Source organism: Streptomyces sp. NBC_00400 (assembly GCF_036048035.1).
In the GTDB taxonomy this organism is placed as follows: Bacteria; Actinomycetota; Actinomycetes; order Streptomycetales; family Streptomycetaceae; genus Streptomyces.
Window position 1 is genome coordinate 5,570,757 of the sequence record NZ_CP107940.1, and the last position, 18,549, is coordinate 5,589,305.

General features: G+C 72.5%; 13 protein-coding genes and 1 tRNA gene. 9 read left to right on the forward strand and 5 right to left on the reverse strand.

From position 1 onward, the window contains the following. Positions 1–70 precede the first annotated feature (70 nt). Both OHS81_RS24360 and OHS81_RS24365 read left to right on the forward strand, forming a co-directional pair. Positions 71–268 (forward strand): helix-turn-helix transcriptional regulator, encoded by a 198-nt coding sequence (locus OHS81_RS24360; protein ID WP_328386798.1) that lies wholly within the window; start codon positions 71–73, stop codon positions 266–268. Further along, on the forward strand, positions 268–1,656 hold the full coding sequence (locus tag OHS81_RS24365; protein ID WP_328386799.1) for a tyrosine-type recombinase/integrase: 1,389 nt from the start codon (positions 268–270) through the stop codon (positions 1,654–1,656). The genes OHS81_RS24360 and OHS81_RS24365 overlap by 1 nt, the downstream gene beginning before the upstream one ends. Positions 1,657–1,831: 175 nt before the next feature. Here OHS81_RS24365 and OHS81_RS24370 read toward each other — a convergent pair. Continuing rightward, positions 1,832–1,904, reverse strand: a tRNA-Arg gene (locus tag OHS81_RS24370). Positions 1,905–2,206: 302 nt separating this feature from the next. Here OHS81_RS24370 and OHS81_RS24375 point away from each other — a divergent pair. The 7 genes from OHS81_RS24375 (at position 2,207) to OHS81_RS24405 (ending at position 13,000) form a co-directional block, all read left to right on the forward strand. After that, positions 2,207–4,240, forward strand: a complete 2,034-nt coding sequence (locus tag OHS81_RS24375; RefSeq protein WP_328386800.1) for a GTPase domain-containing protein — start codon at positions 2,207–2,209, stop codon at positions 4,238–4,240. A 518-nt stretch (positions 4,241–4,758) separates the two neighbouring features. Beyond that, positions 4,759–6,657: a YfjP family GTPase gene (locus OHS81_RS24380; protein WP_328386801.1), complete on the forward strand. Its 1,899-nt coding sequence runs from the start codon at positions 4,759–4,761 to the stop codon at positions 6,655–6,657. Positions 6,658–7,038: 381 nt separating this feature from the next. Then, a complete protein-coding gene (locus OHS81_RS37485; protein ID WP_443058865.1) occupies positions 7,039–7,941 on the forward strand; it encodes a single-stranded DNA-binding protein in 903 nt (300 codons plus the stop codon). Positions 7,942–8,167: 226 nt separating this feature from the next. Further along, positions 8,168–9,565, forward strand: coding sequence for an LAETG motif-containing sortase-dependent surface protein (locus OHS81_RS24390; protein ID WP_328386802.1), 1,398 nt, complete (start codon positions 8,168–8,170; stop codon positions 9,563–9,565). A 512-nt stretch (positions 9,566–10,077) separates the two neighbouring features. Continuing rightward, positions 10,078–11,742: an energy-dependent translational throttle protein EttA gene (gene ettA, locus OHS81_RS24395; RefSeq protein ID WP_328386803.1), complete on the forward strand. Its 1,665-nt coding sequence runs from the start codon at positions 10,078–10,080 to the stop codon at positions 11,740–11,742. 5 nt (positions 11,743–11,747) lie between these two features. Next, a complete protein-coding gene (locus OHS81_RS24400; protein WP_328386804.1) occupies positions 11,748–12,194 on the forward strand; it encodes an acyl-CoA thioesterase in 447 nt (148 codons plus the stop codon). Then, complete coding sequence (locus OHS81_RS24405) at positions 12,191–13,000, forward strand: hypothetical protein (protein ID WP_328386805.1); 810 nt, start codon at positions 12,191–12,193, stop codon at positions 12,998–13,000. The genes OHS81_RS24400 and OHS81_RS24405 overlap by 4 nt, the downstream gene beginning before the upstream one ends. Positions 13,001–13,102: 102 nt before the next feature. Here OHS81_RS24405 and OHS81_RS24410 read toward each other — a convergent pair whose 3' ends face one another. From OHS81_RS24410 to OHS81_RS24425, 4 genes are all read right to left on the reverse strand, one after another. Further along, a complete protein-coding gene (locus tag OHS81_RS24410) occupies positions 13,103–13,507 on the reverse strand; it encodes a globin (RefSeq protein WP_030082224.1) in 405 nt (134 codons plus the stop codon). 175 nt (positions 13,508–13,682) lie between these two features. Beyond that, complete coding sequence (locus tag OHS81_RS24415; protein WP_328386806.1) at positions 13,683–15,329, reverse strand: FHA domain-containing protein; 1,647 nt, start codon at positions 15,327–15,329, stop codon at positions 13,683–13,685. Between the two features lie 60 nt (positions 15,330–15,389). Next, a complete protein-coding gene (locus OHS81_RS24420; protein WP_328386807.1) occupies positions 15,390–16,742 on the reverse strand; it encodes a vWA domain-containing protein in 1,353 nt (450 codons plus the stop codon). 190 nt (positions 16,743–16,932) lie between these two features. Further along, positions 16,933–18,549, reverse strand: a complete 1,617-nt coding sequence (locus OHS81_RS24425) for a PP2C family protein-serine/threonine phosphatase (protein ID WP_328386808.1) — start codon at positions 18,547–18,549, stop codon at positions 16,933–16,935.

An 18,549-nucleotide genomic window follows, 5' to 3' on the forward strand; every position in this document is an offset into this window, starting at 1 on the left:
CACGCCCGCAGGCTTCTGCGGATTCTGCGGTTTCTGCGGCGGCAGTCCTTGGCGACGAGAGGCATGAGGCATGACGACTCCGCTCAGAAGTCGTGGGCTGCTCACGATCCGTGAGGTTTGCGCAGAACTGATGATCTCCCGATCCACCTTCTACGACTGGCGCGCGAAGAGGCGTGCCCCGCGCTGCATCAAGCTGCCCAACGGAGACCTGCGGATTCGCCGTAGCGACTACGAACACTGGCTGGACGGACGGGAGGACTGCGCCTGATGGACACCACGTACAACGTCAAGATCTGGAGCATCAGGGTCTATCGAGGCAAGCGCAAGACCTCGTACAGCGTGCGTTGGGAGCTGGACGGCAGGGAATGGCGCGCGCCGTTCGACACGCGTCCACTCGCGGACGCCTTCCGCTCCGAGCTGGTGAGTGCCACGCGCCGTGGTGAAGCGTTCAGCCTCTCCACGGGACGCCCGGCCTCGTACCGATCGGGGGCGAGCGCGGTGAGTTGGTACGACTTCGCCGTCCAGTTCACGGATGCTCAGTGGGAGCGCACGGCGGGCAACAGCCGCAAGAGCACGGCCAGGGTCCTGATGTCGACGACCATGGCTCTGTTGCGGACGCCGCCGACGGGCTTCAAGCCGGTCGATGTGCGCACGGCGCTGCGGCAGTTCGCGTTCAACACGCGGCGGAGGGAGGAAGCCCGGCCGGAAGTGGTCACGATCCTTAAGTGGGCGGAACGCAACTCCCCGACGATGTCGTTGTGGGAAGACCCGGTCAAGGTCGAGGAAGTCCTGCGGGCGCTGGACAAGAAGTTGGACGGCACACGGGCCGCGGCAAGCTCAGTCAAGCGGACCCGACGTGTGCTGAACGTCGCGATGGAATACGCCGTCAAGCACAAGGTCCTCCGTGCGAACCCGTTGCCGAAGGGAAGGGGGACGGCCCCTAAGACGTCATCTGCGGTAGACAGACGGTCTCTGATCAGTCCGGACCGGATGGCGCGCATGCTGCGCCGGATCCGGTCCCGGACCCGTGGCGGCCGGCGGCTACATGCGTACTTCTCCACGCTGTACTACACCGGACCGCGCCCTGAGGAAGCCGTGGCGATGTGCGTGGAAGACGTGCTGCTCCCCCCTGAGGACGCCGAAGACCAGTGGTGCGACCTGCTCTTCCACACGGCCCAGCCGGAAGTCGGTAAGCACTGGACGGACGACGGGGAGATCCACGAGGAGCGCGGCTTGAAGGGGCGCGCGGAGGACGACACCCGGGTTGTGCCTGGCCCTCCCGCGCTCACAAGGCTGCTTCGTGAGCACATCAGGGCGGAGAACCTGAAGCCCGGCGACCGGCTCTTTCAGGGCGAGAACGGCGGGATACTCGCTGGCTCGGTCGCTCGCAGGGCGTGGGGGAACGCTCGGAAGCTGGAGTTCACCGAGCAGGAGTACGCCTCCCCGATGGGGAAGCGGATCTACGACATTCGACACAGCCGCCTGACCAAGTGGCTCAACGACGGCATCCCGCCCGCCCAGGTCGCCTACTGGGCGGGTAACAGTGTCGCGGTCCTGCTTGCCTTCTACGCAGGGTGCATCTCGGGGCAGCTTCCAGACCTCAAGCGGCGGATGGAGGCTCAGGGAGACCTTCCCGAGCTGCCGGAAGCCGACTGAGCGGCTCGGAAAACTTCGCCGCGTATTTGCCGCAGCCACCCGCAGAAACCCGGTGACAGCCGGACAGCGCCGGACTCTCCCCATGACCGTCGGGGAGGGGCCGGCGCTTTCGCATGTGTGCCCACACCGGCCCTGACCAGCAAAAAGACCCTCCCGAAGGAAGGGTCTTGGAGAGCGCCCCCGGCAGGACTCGAACCTGCGGCCAAGTGCTTAGAAGGCACCTGCTCTATCCACTGAGCTACGGGGGCCGGGTGTGGGCGTGGATCACGGACCGCGGACAAGGATAGAGGTCCGGGTGCCTCGTCCCGGTTGCTTCACCTGCGTGGCACGTTGTGGAGGTTCGGTGAAGCGGTCCCGATAATCGCAGGCAGGTACGAATCCTGCATCGCTTTTGGCGTCCCGTGCGGCGGGTGTTGTGCACTCGTTATGCCTGTGCCTCGCTTGTCGCGAACGTCCCATGCGTCACTCATCCCGTTCTGTGGGGGTTCTGGCGGCGCGCACAAGGGGTTATACGCTTCAAAAACCCAACGAAATTGGGCATTCTGCACATGTGGCGACCTTGGACGTACGACCCCGGCTGATCGACGCACTGTCCGTTCTGCGCAACCGCGTCGACGCCGCACGCTTTCCACTGCCACTTCGGGGTGCTGCCCGGGCCCGGCGCAACCGGGCCGAGCTGCTGGCCCAGCTCGATGACTATGTGATTCCCCGCCTGCGTTCTCCTCAGGCCCCGCTGCTCGCGGTGATCGGCGGGTCGACCGGGGCGGGCAAGTCCACGCTGGTGAATTCGCTGGTGGGGCGGCGGGTCTCGGAGGCGGGGGTGCTGCGGCCGACGACGCGTACGCCGGTGCTGGTCTGTCATCCGGATGATCTCCATTGGTTCGCCGGGCCGCGTGTGCTGCCGCAGCTCGCCCGGGTGTGGGTTCCCGAGCAGGACGACGGCGGTGAGGACGAGTACGCGACGGGTGGTGATGGTCTGGGGCGGGGCGACTACGGGGTGCGTGGTGCGGGCGGGGCCATCGGAGCGGTCGGAGCGACCGGAGTGGCCGGAGTGGCCGGAGTAGCCGGAGGCTATGGCTACGCGGGTGAGGGGCGGGGGGCCGGGGGCGGCGCGGCCGGGGGCGGCGCCGGTGGCCGCTATGGGAGCGGAGGTGGTGGGGCGTACGGGGGCGCGGGGTACGGCGGCGGGGCGTTTGAGGGTGTGGGGAGTGGCAGGGGCGCAGGGCCGGGCGGGGAACCGGGTGCGGGTGCGACAGGGGGCGGGGGTGAGGCGGGGCTGCTCACGGTGCGGATCGAGACGGATCGGGCGCTGCCCAGCGGGCTGGCGTTGCTGGACGCCCCGGACATCGATTCGCTGGTCGCGCGCAACCGGGAGCTGGCCGCGGAGCTGATCTGTGCGGCGGACGTGTGGGTGCTGGTCACCACGGCCGCCCGGTACGCGGATGCGGTGCCCTGGCATCTGTTGCGTACGGCCAAGGAGTACGACGTCACGCTGGTGACCGTGCTGGACCGGGTGCCGCATCAGATCGCCACGGACATCTCCGGGCGGTACGCGGAACTTCTCCAGCGGGCCGGTCTCGGCCATGTCCCGCGGTTCACCATTCCCGAGCTGCCCGAGTCGGCCGGCGGCGGGAGCGGTCTGCTGCCCGCCACGGCCGTGGCGGCGCTGCGGGGCTGGCTGGAGCGGCACGCCCAGGACCCCGTGGCCCGCACCGCCGCGGCGGACCGTACGGCCGCCGGGGTGATCGCGTCGCTGCGCAGCCGGCTGCCCGCGCTGGCCGGGGCCGCCGCCGCTCAGCACGCCGCGGCGCTGCGGCTGGCCGGCCGGGTCGAGGAGGCGTACGAGCGGGCCGCGGAGCGGGTACGGCAGGAGGTCGCGGCCGGTGAGGTGCTGTCCGGGGACGCCCGGGCCCACTGGCGTGATCAGGGGCCGGGCGGCCGGTCGGACGAACTGCTCGACGCGTTGACCGACGGGCTGACCTCGCTGCTGACCTGTGCCGTGGAGGAGGCCGACGAGCGGGCCGCGAGCGCCTGGCGGCAGGATCCCGCGGCCACCGAGGTCTCGATGTCGGCCGTCGCCGGCGCGACGGGCGCGGGCGGACGGCTCGGCGTGATCGTCCGGCGCTGGCGGCGCTGTCTGGAGGAGCTGGCCGAGGAGGAGACCCGTGAGGCGCGTGCCGGGCAGGCCGGTGAACGGGCGGGGTCGGTGGAGCCGGAGGAATCGGCGGCGCTGTTGGCCACCGCCTTGCTCGGCGGCCGGCGGGCCCGTACGGCGGGCGAGAACCTTGCCGACCTCTTGGGAGCCCAGACCGCACTGCGGCTCTGCGAGCGCGGTGCCCGGCTCCTGGCCACGTATGTGGAGCGCGCCCTGGACGGCGAGCGCGAGCGGCGGCTGGCACCACTGGACCAGCTGACCGTGCCGCTGGACCAGCAGGCGGAGCTGATTGCCGCGCTGTCCGTGGTGCAGAGGGAGCGGCAGGAGGAGTCGGAGAGGCGGAGGCGGGCGCGGGACGAGGACGAGCGGGAGAGGGCGAGGGAGAAGGGGATGGAGAGGGAGATGGAGAAGGAGGAGGTGTCGGGGTGAGTGATTCCGAGGCGGCGGTCGGTTCCGGGGAGAGGCCCGGGAAGAGGCGGGAGGCGGGGGAGGGGGAGGCCGAGGAGAGGGCGGGGCAGGGTGTGGCTTCGGGGGAGTGGGTGATGTCGGTGGAGTCGGGGGCTGGAGGGGCTGAAGCGGCTGGAGGGGCTGGAGAGGGCGGTGTGCTCATGGAACCTGTGGAACCTGTGCGAGACCGGGACCGGGACCGGGAGCGGGAGACGGGCGTGGGGGCGGAGCCGGTGGTGCGGGCGGCGGTGGTGGGTGGGGCGTGGGATGACGGGTTGATTGCGCGGCGGGCGCGGGATGTGGGGCTGCCCCGGCTGCTGGGGCGGCAGGTGGGGAATGAGGAGCGGGTGGAGACGCCTGTGGTGGCAGGTGTGGCGTCGTCGGGCGGGAGCCGTGTTGCGTCAGGCATGCGGGCGTATGGCGCGTCGCATGCCGAGTCACGGGCCGCGTACCGTGCCGAGGCCCGTGGTGACCGCTGTGGTGACGACCGTGGTGGCGCGATGGTTCAGCCGCGTTCGCCGGCGGGTGTGGAGGGTGGGGGCGGAGGCGCGTACCGGTGGGTGGCGGGCGGTGGGCGGCGGGCCGTCGGGGGCGGGCTGCGCGGGCGGCTGGATGCCTTGCGGGAGTTGATCGCGCTGTCCCGGTCCCGGCTGGACGGGCGGGCGCTGGAGGGCGCGGGGCGGGTGCTGGAGACGGCGGACGAGCGCTACCGGCTGTCCGGTGAGCACACCGTCGTCGCCATCGCGGGGGCGACCGGCAGCGGTAAGTCGTCGCTGTTCAATGCGCTGGCCGGGGCGAACCGTTCCCAGGCCGGGCCGCGGCGGCCGACGACTGCGGAGCCGGTGGCCTGTGTCTGGCCGGGCAGCCGGTCGGGCGCGGAAGGGCTGCTGCACCGGCTGGGCGTGCCCGTGCACCGGCGGCACGCTCCGGCGGACGGCAGCTCCGAGCTGCACGGACTCATCCTGATCGACCTGCCCGACCACGACTCCTCGGCCACCGAGCACCGCGCTCAGGTGGACCGGATGCTGGAGCTGGTGGACGCGGTGATCTGGGTGGTGGATCCGGAGAAGTACGCGGATGCGGTGCTGCACGAGCGCTATCTGCGGCCGTTGGCGGGCTACGCCGAGGTCATGTTCGTCGTCCTCAACCAGGTGGACCGGCTGCCCGGGGACGCCGCCGACCAGGTGGTGGACGATCTGCGCAGGCTGCTGGACGAGGACGGGCTGGCCCTCGGCGAACACGGGGAGCCCGGGGCGGCGGTGCTCGCACTGTCCGCCGCGACCGGCCGGGGCGTGGGCGAACTGCGGGAGGCGCTGGGCCAGTTCGTCGCGGAGCGGGGAGCGGCGGACCGGCGGCTGGCGGCGGATGTGGATGCGGCCACCGAGCGGTTGCGGTCCGTATATGCGGCACAGAGCCGGGTCGGGCTGACCGAGCAGGCCCGGGCGGAGTTCGACGACCGGCTGGCGGAGGCGGTCGGGGCGGTGGCCACGGGGCGCGCGGCGGAACGGGATTGGCTGCGGTACGCGGAGCGCGCGTGCGGGTCACCGTGGGCGCGGATGCGGGGATGGCGGGGGAGCCGGTGGGGGATCCGGGGCTCCGGGGCCGGGGCAACGGGCGCCGGGGGTATCGGGGGAGGGCTGACGGGCGCCGGGCGGGTGGAGTCGGGGCGCACGCATACGGGGCGGGCCGAGGTAGGCCGGGCCGGTGTCGGTCAGACCGGTGTCGGTCGGGCCGGTGCCCGTCGGGCCGCTGCGTGGCGTACCGGCATGCGGCGGGCCCTGGCGGGGCGGCAGGGGGCGGCCGGTGATCTGCCGGCGGCCGGTGGTGCGGCCGGTGAGGGAGTGGAGTCGGCGGTGGACGGCCGGGCAGCGGCACGGCCCGTGGTGGAGCAGGCCGTCCGCACGGTGGCTGCCGAGGCGGCGTACGGATTGCCGGCGCCCTGGGCCCAGGCGGTGCGGGAGGCGGCGGACCGGGGAGCGTACGGGCTGCCGGAGGCGTTGGACAAGGTGGCGGCGGATGCCGAGGAGTCGCTGCGGGGCGGGCCGGGAGGGAAACCGCGATGGTGGAAGGTTGCCGCCTCGTTGCAGGGGATGCTGTCCGTACTCCAAGCCGTCGGTGTGCTGTGGTTGCTGGGCGCGGTCACGGGGGCGGGTGGGGCGACGGCCTGGGTCTCCGGGCTGCTGCCCGCGCTTCTCGGCTCGGTGGGCGGTCCGGCGCTGGCGTGGCTGTGCCGGGTGGTGGCACGCGGACCGGCCAGGCGTTACGGGCAGGACGCCGAGCGGCGGCTGCGGAGTGCGGCGGCCGGGTGCGGACGGGCGCGCGTCCTGGAGCCGGTCGCCGCCGAGCTGTTGCGCTATCGCGAGGTACGGGAGCAGTACGCGGTGGCGTCGGGCGCCTGATGGTGGGTGTGTGACGGGCGGGTGTCTGCTGGTGGTGCGTGACGGCGGTGCCTGATGCCGGGTGCGTGAGGGGTGTTGCGTTGCCCGGCGACGGTGTCTGGAGGCTGTGGCTGACCGCTGTGCCTGGCGGCTGTTGCCTGGTGGCGGTGCTCGGCGGTGGCGCCTGACGGTTGGCATCGGCACGTGACGGTGGGCGCGGGGCTGTGGGCCGGGGCGGCGGGTTCCCTCTCCCGGGTGGCCGAGTTGTCCACAGCCTGTCGACCGTCCACAGGCCGCCGCGGCGCCCGCCGAATCCGTGCAGCATGAGGTCAACGCAGCGCGAGCGGCACATGACGGGAGCGAGCGCATGACGCGGGGGAGGCGTGTTCCGTGAACGACACGATGGTGACGCTGGTGGGGAATGCCGCAACAGCGGTGGAGCACCGGCAGACGACGGCGGGTGTGACGGTGGCGAGGTTCCGGCTGGCGGCGACATCCCGTCGGTGGGACAGGGCGCAGGAGCGCTGGACCGACGGGGGGACGAGTTTCTACACGGTCCGGTCGTGGCGCGCGCTCGCCGACAATGTCGCGGCGTCGGTGGCGGTGGGGGAACCACTCGTCGTCCAGGGGCGCTTGCGGCTGCGGGAAGGGGAGCAGCCGCCGGAACGGGGCGGGCAGCGCTGGTTCTCGGCGGAGGTCGACGCCGTGGCGATCGGCCACGATCTCGCGCGCGGCACCGCCGCCTTCCGGAGAGTCGTCCGGCCGCCGCGTACGGACGCCGGCCACGGACCGTCCCTGTCATCGCCCCCGCATCTCTCGCCCTCGTTGCGGCAAGAGGCTCCCGGACAACAAGAGCCCGGGGAAGGGATGTTGCCCGCTGACCGGACACCGCCGGGCGCCGCCGGGTCACCGACGGAACCGACCGAACCGACCGAACCGACGGAACCGACGGAACCGACGGAACCGACGGAACCGACGGAATCGGCAGAGGGGGAACCTCCGGCGCCGGGGGAACCTCCGGCGGTCGGAGAGGCGCCGGCGCAGGCCGACGCACAGACGCCCGCCGGGAAACCGGCACTTGCAAAGGAACCCGTCACGAGACCGGCGCTCGCCAGGAGGCCTGCACTCGCAAAGCAACCCGCCAAGAGACCGGCGCCCGCCAAGCGGCAGTCACCTGCCGAGCGGCAGTCACCCGCCAAGAGACGGGCGACCGACGCGATTTCGCCACCGTCCGAACCTCCGGAAGGGGCCGTTCCATCGGCCTCGGACGCAACCCTTTCACCCGAGAAGGTCGGTGTGTCCTGAAAAGTTCTGGGGATTTGTCGATAATGGCAGGTCAGGGTGCCCGTTGTCGGTAACGATTGCGATTCGGATCGCTTATGGGATGCCATTACTGGGGACCCTGATGCACCTGCTCCATAAGATCCGACAAGTACTCACGGGGGCTGACGTGTTCGGCTGTTGAGTTCTTTGGGATCTTTCCGGCGAGGCATCCTCTCCCACTCGACCGCCTCGCCCAGAGGGGAAATTCATGCTTTCGATGAAGAGGCGGGGCGCAGCTCGCCTTGCCGCCGCGGTCGTGGCCTCGGGCCTGGTCGCGGCGGGTGCGATAGCCACCGCGGGCACTGCCGCGGCGGATGACACGACGCCCACGCACGGGGGTGCCACCGCCACGCTCGGCGGTCTGAAGACCTTCGACCAGGCGGTCGTGCACAACGACGGAGGGGACCAGCGCGTAGGCGCGGGCCTCTTCGAGATGGCGGTCGACAACGGCGGCACGCTCCAGACGTACTGCATCGACATCCACAACCCGACGCAGCAGCAGGCGAAGTACCAGGAAGTGCCCTGGAGCGCCTCGTCGCTGCACAACAACGGGGACGCGGGCAAGATCCGCTGGATTCTGCAGAACTCGTACCCGCAGGTGAACGACCTGGCCACGCTCGCCTCCAAGGCCGGCGCCGGGAACCTCACCGAGAAGACCGCCGCGGCCGGCACCCAGGTCGCGATCTGGCGCTTCTCCGACCACGTCAAGGTGGACGCGGTCGACCCGGCGGCCGAGAAGCTCGCCGACTACCTCGAGAAGAACGCACAGAACGTCGGCGAGCCCAAGGCGTCGCTGACCCTGGACCCGCCCGCCGTCTCCGGCAAGTCCGGCAGCAAGCTCGGCCCGGTCACCGTGCACACCAACGCCGACAGCGTCACGATCTCCCCCGCCGCCGGTGTGCCGGCCGGTGTGAAGGTCGTCGGCAAGGACGGCAAGCCGGTCACCAGCGCCGCCGATGGCACCCAGCTGTTCTTCGACGTGCCCAAGGGCGCCGCCGACGGCAGCACCTCGCTGACCGCGCAGGCCGCCACCAAGGTCCCGGTCGGCCGTGCCTTCACCGGCATCGGTGAGCACGCCAAGAGCCAGACCCAGATCCTGGCCGGTTCCAGCGAGTCCACGGTCTCCGCGGCCGCCACGGTCTCCTGGAAGAAGCAGGGCGCCATCCCGGCGATCACCGCCGAGAAGAACTGCGCCAAGGGCGGCGTGGACGTCACGGCGGCCAACAAGGGCGATGAGGCCTTCCGCTTCCAGCTCTCCGGCAAGAACTACGAGATCGCCCCGGGCAAGTCGCAGACCGTGACCGTCCCGGTGTCCGAGGACCAGCCGTACAACATCACGATCAAGGGTGAGGGCGGCTTCAAGAAGTCCTTCTCCGGGGTCCTGGACTGCAAGACCGCCGGCAGCGGCGGCGGCAAGCCCTCCACCCAGCCCAGCCCGGCCTCGGTCGGCGGCAGCACGGGCGGCGACAAGGGCGGCGACCTCGCCGAGACCGGTTCCAGCAACGCCACCCCGATGATCGCGGGCATCGCGGCCGTCCTCGTCGTGGTCGGCGGCGCCGCGGTGTTCTTCCTCCGCAAGAAGAAGACCGGCACCCCGGCTCAGTGACACCCGGCTCGGTGCCCCGGCTCGGTGACCCCCGGGCACTCGGTGGCCCCGGCGTCCGGTGATTCCTGACCGGAACCGGTGAGCGCCGGCGAGCAGTGACCACCGGCGGCCGCTCGGTTACCTCAGGGTGAGCGAGCGGCCGCCGGCCGGTGGGCAAGAAGGCCCCGGAGCGCAACGGCGCTCCGGGGCCCTCCGCGTCCGGCGCCACCGGGCCGCTTCCTCCTGCAGGGAAGCACGGCCCGGGGCGCCGGACGCCGGGCGCAGAAGAAAGCCCGCTGCACAGCGGTCAAAAGCGAGCAACGCCGGCAGAACGCTGACGGAGGGCAACCGGGCGGGCACCGCGTCGTAGCGGGTCGGCGCTGAGCAGGGGCGCTCTGACCTACTCGTTTCCGCCAGAGCACAGGCGTACGGCAAGATGGGTGTATCTGCCCTTCCCATGGTCACGGCGCATGACGGCCCTGGGGCGGTGCCGCACAGACCCTGATCCATCCAAATCTGCCGGACGGTTTCTCTTGGCTGAGTACATCTACACGATGCGCAAGGCGCGCAAGGCGCACGGCGACAAGGTCATCCTCGATGACGTGACGCAGAGCTTCCTGCCGGGCGCAAAGATCGGTGTCGTGGGCCCCAACGGCGCCGGTAAGTCCACGGTACTGAAGATCATGGCCGGTCTTGAGCAGCCGTCGAACGGTGACGCGTTCCTCTCCCCGGGCTACACCGTCGGCATGCTCCTCCAGGAGCCGCCGCTGGACGAGTCCAAGACGGTGCTGCAGAACGTGCAGGACGGCGCCGCCGAGATCATGGGCAAGCTGCACCGCTTCAACGAGGTCGCCGAGCTGATGGCGACCGACTACTCCGACGCGCTGATGGAGGAGATGGGCAAGCTCCAGGAGGACCTCGACCACGCCAACGCGTGGGACCTGGACACCCAGCTGGAGCAGGCCATGGACGCCCTGGGCTGCCCGCCCGGCGACTGGCCGGTCACCAACCTCTCCGGTGGTGAGCGCCGCCGCGTCGCGCTGTGCAAGCTGCTGCTGGAGTCCCCCGACCTGCTGCTGCTCGACGAGCCCACCAACCACCTGGACGCCGAGTCCGTGCAGTGGCTGGAGCAGCACCTCGCGAAGTACCCCGGCACCGTCGTCGCCGTCACCCACGACCGGTACTTCCTCGACCACGTCGCCCAGTGGATCTGCGAGGTCGACCGCGGCCGCCTGCACGGCTACGAGGGCAACTACTCCAAGTACCTGGAGACCAAGCAGACCCGTCTCAAGGTCGAGGGCCAGAAGGACGCCAAGCGCGCCAAGCGTATGAAGGAAGAGTTGGAGTGGGTCCGCTCCAACGCCAAGGGGCGGCAGGCCAAGTCCAAGTCGCGACTGGCCCGTTACGAGGAAATGGCCGCCGAGGCCGACAAGATGCGGAAGCTGGACTTCGAGGAGATCCAGATCCCGCCGGGCCCGCGCCTGGGCAATGTCGTCGTCGAGGTCGACAAGCTCAACAAGGCCTTCGGCGAGAAGGTCCTGATCGACGACCTGAGCTTCACCCTGCCCCGTAACGGCATCGTCGGCGTCATCGGCCCGAACGGCGCCGGCAAGACCACGCTGTTCAAGATGCTCCAGGGCCTGGAGACCCCGGACTCCGGCGACATCAAGGTCGGCGAGACCGTCAAGATCTCCTACGTCGACCAGAGCCGCGAGAACATCGACCCCAAGAAGACCCTGTGGGCCGTGGTCTCCGACGAACTCGACTACATCAACGTCGGCCAGGTCGAGATGCCTTCGCGGGCGTATGTCTCCGCGTTCGGCTTCAAGGGCCCGGACCAGCAGAAGCCGGCCGGGGTGCTCTCCGGCGGTGAGCGCAACCGCCTCAACCTGGCGCTCACCCTCAAGCAGGGCGGCAACCTGCTGCTCCTCGACGAGCCGACCAACGACCTCGACGTCGAGACCCTGTCCTCGCTGGAGAACGCGCTCCTGGAGTTCCCGGGCTGCGCCGTGGTCGTCTCCCACGACCGCTGGTTCCTCGACCGCGTCGCCACGCACATCCTGGCGTACGAGGGCGAGTCCAAGTGGTTCTGGTTCGAGGGCAACTTCGAGTCCTACGAGAAGAACAAGGTCGAGCGCCTCGGTGCGGACGCGGCCCGTCCGCACCGCGCCACGTACAAGAAGCTGACCCGGGGCTGACCGCCGTGCGTCACCTCTACTCCTGCCCTCTGCGCTGGTCGGACATGGACGCGTTCGGCCATGTCAACAACGCGGTGTTCGTCCGCTACCTCGAAGAGGCGCGGATCGACTTCATGCGCCGGCTGGCGCCCGGGGGCGGCAGTCCGTCGTTCACGGGCGGCTCGGTCGTCGCCCGGCACGAGATCGACTATGTGCGGCCGCTGGTGCACCGGCCCGCCCCGGTGACCGTCGAACTGTGGGTGACGAAGATCAGTGCGGCGTCGATGACGGTCGGCTACGAGGTCAAGGACGAGGACGCGCTCTACCTGCGCGCCTCGACCGTCGTCGTCCCGTACAACTTCACCGAGGAGCGCCCGCGCCGCCTCACCGCGGAGGAGAAGGCGATCCTCAAGGAGTATCTGGACGACGCGTCGCACCAGACGTCACAACCGAAGGGGACCGTCGCGGTATGACGGTGCTGCACCTGGCCGACGCGGGGGAGGCGGCGGATCTCGCCGCCTTCCTCGCCCGGCTGATCCACTACGACAAGGCCGCCGCGGTACGCCTCCAGGCCGGCGGCGGGGTGCTTGCCGTCTTCGGCCGCCCGCCGTCCTTCGAGGTGCTGGCGATCCGCACCGCCCGGCTCGCCGGGAAGAGCTCCCGGGAGGCCGGCAGCAGCACTCCGGACGCCGGGAGCAGTACTCCGGGCGACGCTGGGCACACCGCTGTGGACGCCACCGTCTCGGCCGGTGAACTCCTCGAAGGCATCGAGGAGTCGGCGGGCGTGGTGACCGTGCCCGCCGCGGTCACCGGCCCGCCCTGGACCGGGCTGCTGCCGCCGCGCGGCGGCTGGCAGCGGGTGCCGGGGCTGCCCGCGCCCGAGGCGCTGGTGCGTGCGGTGTCCGGTGCGGTCGCCGAATTCCGGGCCCGTGACGAGGCGTTGCCGCCGCAGCACCGTACCCGCAGCGAACGGGACCGTATCGGCCGGGAGATCTGGTCGCGGACCCTCGGCGACACCCACCTTCCGCTGCGTGCCGCCCATGCCGCGCAGTCGCTGGGCTTTCTGCGACCGGTGCGGGCGGGCGCGCTCGTGGGAGGCGGTACGTCTCCCGGAGCCGCTGCCCCCGCCCCCGCCCCCGCACCGCAGCCCCAGCCGCTGAGCCTGCTGTCCGCGGGCGGCTGGCTGCGGCTGAGCACCCCGTACGGGTCGATCGCCGTACGGACCGGGGGCCCGGAAGGGCTGACCGGGCTCTCGGGTCTCACGGTGACGCCTGCCTGACGAGGCGGGGCGGCGGTGCGGACTGACTCGCGCCGACGCCGACTGGCCCGCGCCGGCACGCGTACGGCCGTGTCAGCCCGCGCCGGCGCACGTACGGCCGGGTCAGTCCGCGGCGTTGATCATTGAGGCGGCCGCGTACGTCAGGTAGTTCCACAGTTGCGTGGCGTGGGCCTCGGACAGGTCGAGGGAGTCCACCGCGTCCCGCATGTGGCGCAGCCAGGCGTCGTGGGCGGCCCGGTCGACGGTGAAGGGGGCGTGCCGCATCCGCAGCCGCGGGTGTCCGCGTCCGTCGCTGTACGTCCGGGGGCCGCCCCAGTACTGCATGAGGAAGAGCGCCAGCCGCTCCTCGGCCGGGCCCAGATCCTCCTCCGGGTACATCGGCCGCAGTAGCGGGTCCTCGGCGACTCCCTGGTAGAAGCGGTGTACCAGGCGCCGGAAGGTCTCCTCGCCACCGACCTGTTCGTAGAAGGTCTGCTCCTCGAGCGTGCCGCGTGGAATCTTGTTCACCCGTCCATGGTGGCAGACGCCCCGGCCGAGGACTTCGGTCGTAGGACGGAGAGACCGGTCACGGCCGGAACGGCAACCGGGAGTGCGGCAGGAACTGCGGCCGGAATACGGCCGAATGCGGCCGGGGCGTGATCGGTCGATCACGCCCCGGGGTCGCTCGGTGGTCCGCTGCGGGTCAGCCGCGGCGGACGGTCAGCGTCGTCCAGGCACCGACGTGCACCCGGTCGCCCTCATGGAGCGGCACCGGTACATAGGGCTGGATCGGGTCCTCGGCGAGGTTGATCGTCGTGCCGTTGGTGGAGTTCTGGTCCACCACCGCCCAGCTGCCGTCCTGCTGCTGTACCAGCAGCGCGTGCTGGTGCGAGACGCCCGGGTCCTCCGGTGCGCTGCCCAGATCGATGTCCGGGGCCTCGCCGGTGCTGTTCCGGCGGCGGCCGACCGCGATCTGTCCGTTGGCGAGCGGGAGCACCTGCTCGGGGGAGTACGAGGGCAGATTGAGCCCTGCCGCCTCCGGGCCGCTGCGGCCCATCATCGCCATGAAGTACTCGCGGTCCGGCGCGATCGCCACCACCCAGCCGTTACCGACGACCGGCTGCGGACCCTGCGGCGGTGCCGCGGGCCCCTGGCCGGGGCCGCCGTTCCACTGCTGGTCGGGTCCGGGCTGCTGCGGCGGCATCTGCTGCTGCTCGAACGGCGCGGGCTGCTGCTGCTCGTACGGGCCGGGCTGCTGCTGCTCGTACGGAGCCTGCGGCGGCTGCTGCTGCTCGTACGGGGGCTGCGGCTGCGGCGGGAACGGCGGCGGCTGCTGCTGCTCGAACGGGGCCTGCGGGCCCGGTCCGGGCGGTGCGGGTGCCATCGGCGGGGGTCCGGCCTGCGCGCTCGGTGGATTCAGCGTCCAGTCGTCGCCGCCCTGCTGCTGCGGCGGCGGGCCGGGCTGACCGGCCGGGCCGGGGCCGGGCATGCCGGGGAAGCCGCCGGGGCCGGGCTGGTCGGGGAAGCCGCCGGGGCCGGGCTGGTCAGGAAAACCGCCGGGGGGCATGCCGTGCGGGGGCTGGGGCTGGGGCTGCTGTGGCGGCGGGAAGCCGTAGCCGTCCTGGCCGCCCTGCGGTCCGGGGGCGGGCGGCGGGAAGCCGTAGCCGCCCTGGCCGCCCTGCGGGCCCGGCTGCTGGGCGGGCGGCGCGTAGGACATCGGGGAGTTGGTGAGGAAGTTGTAGCGGCAGCCCTCACAGAACGGCGCCATCGCCTCACGCGGGGTGCCGCACTGCGGGCACGTCTCGGACTGGCCGGGCTGCCCGGGCTGACCGGGGCCGCCCTGGGGGACCGGCGCGGGGGGCGGGAAGCCGTAGCCGCCCTGACCGCCCGGGTTTCCCTGACCGCCCTGGGTGCCGGGGCCGGGAGCCGCGGGGCCGGGCGCCGGCGGCGGGAAGCCGTAGCCGTCCTGGCCGCCCTGGGGGCCGGGGCCGCCGGGACCGGGTGCGGGGGGCGGGAAGCCGTAGCCGCCCTGACCGCCCTGGCCGTCCGGAGCGCCGGGGCCACCGAAGCCGGGGCCACCGAAGCCGGGGCCGGGGCCGGGGCCGCCGGGCGGCGGACCGGGCTGTCCGGGCGGGGGGCCGGGCTGTCCGGGCGGGGGGCCGGGCTGTCCGGGGGGCGGACCGGGCTGTCCGGGCGGGGGACCGGGCTGTCCGGGCGGCGGGCCGGGCGGCGTGTTCAGGAAACCTGCAGGCAAGGAGGGCGGCGGGGGCACAGCGCCCGCCATCCGCTGGCCGCACACCTCGCACCAGTCTTCGGCCACCGACTGGTGGCCGCTCGGGCAGGTCGGCATGTCGGTTCTTCCCCCTCCGTACCGATGTGCTGCGGTGGAACTGCTCGGTACTGATCGTGGCTAATTCTTCATGCGAACGGTTCTCGTCGAGCGCGTCTCGAGAGTCATCTCGTCCGCTTCGGCGACCTTCGCCTTCAGTCGCACAGTACCGGTCGCCGCATCGACGACGTCCACCACCTTCGCAAGGAGTTTCGCAGTCTCCTCGTTCCCCGAGGCGCCTGCCACCTGCACCGCACGGCCCAATTTCGCCGTGGCGCCCTCGGTATCACCCGACTTGCGGGCATCCAGTCCCTGTTGGATGAGATATGCCAGTTCCGCCTGTCCTGTGTAGTGCGCGACCTGTGGATTGATCGATGTGGAAGCGGTCACATCGTCCGTCCACACGGCGCGTACGAGTCCCTGCGCCAGGGGCCGCGGCGGGGGCGCGGACGGGGCAGGGCCGTCCGGGGCGGAGATGATCAACGAGACGCGGCCGGCCAGCATTTCCTGGCCGACGGCGGCTGCGGGGACCCGCAGGCAGAGGTGGTAGTCACGGGACTCGTCGCCCCAGGAGCCGGTCGGATAGTCCCCCGACCGCGGGCCGGAATCCCGGCGCCGGCCGGTCAAGTCCGCCACGGCGGGCGCCACTTGCCGGACGAAGACGGTCTCGGCGCCCAGCGGCGTCCACAGCCGCAGGGCGACCCCGGAGACCTCCTTGCCCATCGCCTTCTCCATCAGCTGGGTGAAGTCGGCGGCGAGGTGCGCCGGATCGGCGACGATATCGGCGGTGCCGAGCAGCGCCGAGGCGATCTGGGTGACCTCCTTGACCTCCCAGTCCGTACCGACACCGCGGGCGTCGCAGGTGAACGAGCCGGCGCAGGCGTCCAGGGCGGCGCGCAGCTCCTGCGGTGACTCGTGTTCGTTGCGGCCGTCGGTGAGCAGAACGGCGTGCCGGACACCCGCCTCGGCACTGGACAGCAGCCGGCCGGTCAGCCGCAGCCAGGTCCCGATCGCCGTACCGCCGCCCGCGCTCAGCTTCCGCAGCGCCTCCTTCGCCCGCGCGCGGGTTGCCGCACCGGCCACGGCCAGCCGGCCGCCGCCGGGGAAGACCTCGGCGGCCCGGTGTGTTCCGGCCACCACGGCGAAGCCGGCACCGTCGCGCACGGTGTCGATGGCGGCGGCCGTCGCCTCACGGGCGCCGCGCATCTTCTCCGGCGGATGGTCCATCGACCCGGAGCAGTCCACCATGATCACCACTCCGGCGTCCGGCCCGCCGGTGCCCGCCGGACGGACCGGCCGGCCCCCGGTCGTGCCGCCCCCGGTCGCGGTGACCGTCACGATGGCGTGCACCTCGCGCCCGCCGTCGGGCAGGTAGGGGTTCTGGTACACCTCGGCACGGAAGCGCGGCACACGGGACTTGGTGAAGTTGGCCATCCGTGCCGCTCCTTGAGACGCCGTAACCGGTCGAACGGGGCTGTCGGGGCCGTGCTGCGTCATGCGTGGTGCGGGGTGCGGGGGCGCACGGTGTTGGACACCGGGCGCGCCGTACCGCGTACGTGGCGCCCTGTGCCGTGCGCCCCACCGGCATCCGAGCCGGCAGCCGACCGGAGCGGGGGTGAGCCGGTCAGGCCGATCCTGCCCGCCCCGCGGGGGCCGGGAACGGCACCAGCGCCACCGTTACGTTGTCGTGCCCGCCGCCGTCGAGGGCGTGGGTGACCAGCGTGCGGGCGCTCTCCAGCGGCCTGCTGGGCGCGTCGTACGGCAGCACCGCGGCCATCTGCTCCGCGGACTCGGCGTAGTTCCACAGCCCGTCGGTGCACACCACCACCACACCGGGCCCGTCCGGCTGGAACGTGGCGGTGTGCGGCTCGACCTCGTATGCGTCCGCACCGAGCCAGCCGGTGATGGCGTGCGCCCGCTCGTCGGCGTTCGCCTCGGCCTCGGACATCAGGTTGTTGGCGACCATCTGGGCGGCCCAGGAGTCGTCCTCGGTGAGCCGGGCGGGCGGCGCCGTACGGTCATCGGGGATCCAGTAGGCGCGGCTGTCGCCGACCCAGCCGACGGTCAGCAGCCCGCCGCCGACCACCGCACCGACGAAGGTGCAGGCCGGGGCGTTCTGCTGGCGGTGTTCGTCATGCGCCGAGGAGGGGTCGGGGGCCAGCGCGTCGACGGCCGAGGAAGCCGCCAGGATGGCCTCGTGCATGGCCTGTTGGGGATGGGTGCCGCGCGGCAGCGACGTCCGCAGCGCCTCGCCGGCGGCCTCGGACGCCGCCGTGGACGCCTCGTCCGGGCGGGTCGCCGAGGAGACGCCGTCACAGACCACCGCGACCACGGCGGGGGTGCCGTCGGGGAGCGCGGCGGCGCGGAGCGCGAAGAAGTCCTCGTTGCGGTGGTGGCGGTGGCCCCGGTCGCTGACCGCCGCGATGCCCGCCAACTCGCGCTCCATGTGGTCGCGTTCACGGGGCTGGGCGTGCCCGCAGTGCTCGCAGTAGCCGTCCGGCCCCACGGCGCCGGAACGGCAGGCGGCGCAGCGGGTGGTGCCGTGGGCGGGGGTGCCGTGGGCGGGGGTGCCGGACGGGGTACCGGCCGCTGCGGGGCCACCCGCGGGGCCACCGGCAGGCGCGGCGGCGGGCGCGACGGGCGGACCGGGTGCGGTGTCCGGCGTACGGGCGGCCGGGCCGGGCGCGCCCCGCTCCGCGGCCGGCGCACCGGGCTCCGCTCCCGCCGCGTCGGCGACCGCCTCGTATCCGGCGACGCGCGGGTCGACGGGCGGGTCGACGGGCGGGGCGGCGTGCGGGTCCACCGGCGGGCCCACGGGCGGCGGCGTGTCGGCCACCGGGGCGGAGCCGGCCGCCGGCCCGGGACCGGCCACCGAGGGCGCATGGCCGGGCAGTGGCGGGGCGTTGCCCGGCACCGGCACCGGCGCGGGCGCCGGTGCCGTGCCCGCGTCCCCGTACGGCAGACGGGCCTGCGGGGCCGGCGGAGGCGGCGGCCCGGCAGCACCCGCACCGTGGGCGGCCGGCGGCCTGGGCACCCCGGGCATCCCGGGCGGCACCCCGGGCGGCGCCGGCGGCAGGGGCGGCACGGGAGGTACGGCGGGGACGCCGTGCGCGGGCCGGGCGCCGTACGCCGGCGCCGCGGCGGGCGCCGGGAGGGCGGCGCCGCACCGCCCGCAGAAGTTGTCTCCCGCAGCGAACGGCTCGTCGCAGCCCGGGCACCGGGACGGCTCAGTCACACCCAT

What these genes read in the sequence shown, in the direction of transcription:
- OHS81_RS24360 (WP_328386798.1), top strand. Translation starts at nt 71, where the DNA reads ATGACGACTCCGCTCAGAAGTCGTGGGCTGCTCACGATCCGTGAGGTT.
- OHS81_RS24365 (WP_328386799.1), top strand. Translation starts at nt 268, where the DNA reads ATGGACACCACGTACAACGTCAAGATCTGGAGCATCAGGGTCTATCGA.
- OHS81_RS24380 (WP_328386801.1), top strand. Translation starts at nt 4,759, where the DNA reads ATGGTTCAGCCGCGTTCGCCGGCGGGTGTGGAGGGTGGGGGCGGAGGC.
- OHS81_RS37485 (WP_443058865.1), top strand. Translation starts at nt 7,039, where the DNA reads ATGGTGACGCTGGTGGGGAATGCCGCAACAGCGGTGGAGCACCGGCAG.
- OHS81_RS24390 (WP_328386802.1), top strand. Translation starts at nt 8,168, where the DNA reads ATGCTTTCGATGAAGAGGCGGGGCGCAGCTCGCCTTGCCGCCGCGGTC.
- OHS81_RS24405 (WP_328386805.1), top strand. Translation starts at nt 12,191, where the DNA reads ATGACGGTGCTGCACCTGGCCGACGCGGGGGAGGCGGCGGATCTCGCC.
- OHS81_RS24415 (WP_328386806.1), bottom strand. Translation starts at nt 15,329, where the DNA reads ATGCCGACCTGCCCGAGCGGCCACCAGTCGGTGGCCGAAGACTGGTGC.
- OHS81_RS24420 (WP_328386807.1), bottom strand. Translation starts at nt 16,742, where the DNA reads ATGGCCAACTTCACCAAGTCCCGTGTGCCGCGCTTCCGTGCCGAGGTG.
- OHS81_RS24425 (WP_328386808.1), bottom strand. Translation starts at nt 18,549, where the DNA reads ATGGGTGTGACTGAGCCGTCCCGGTGCCCGGGCTGCGACGAGCCGTTC.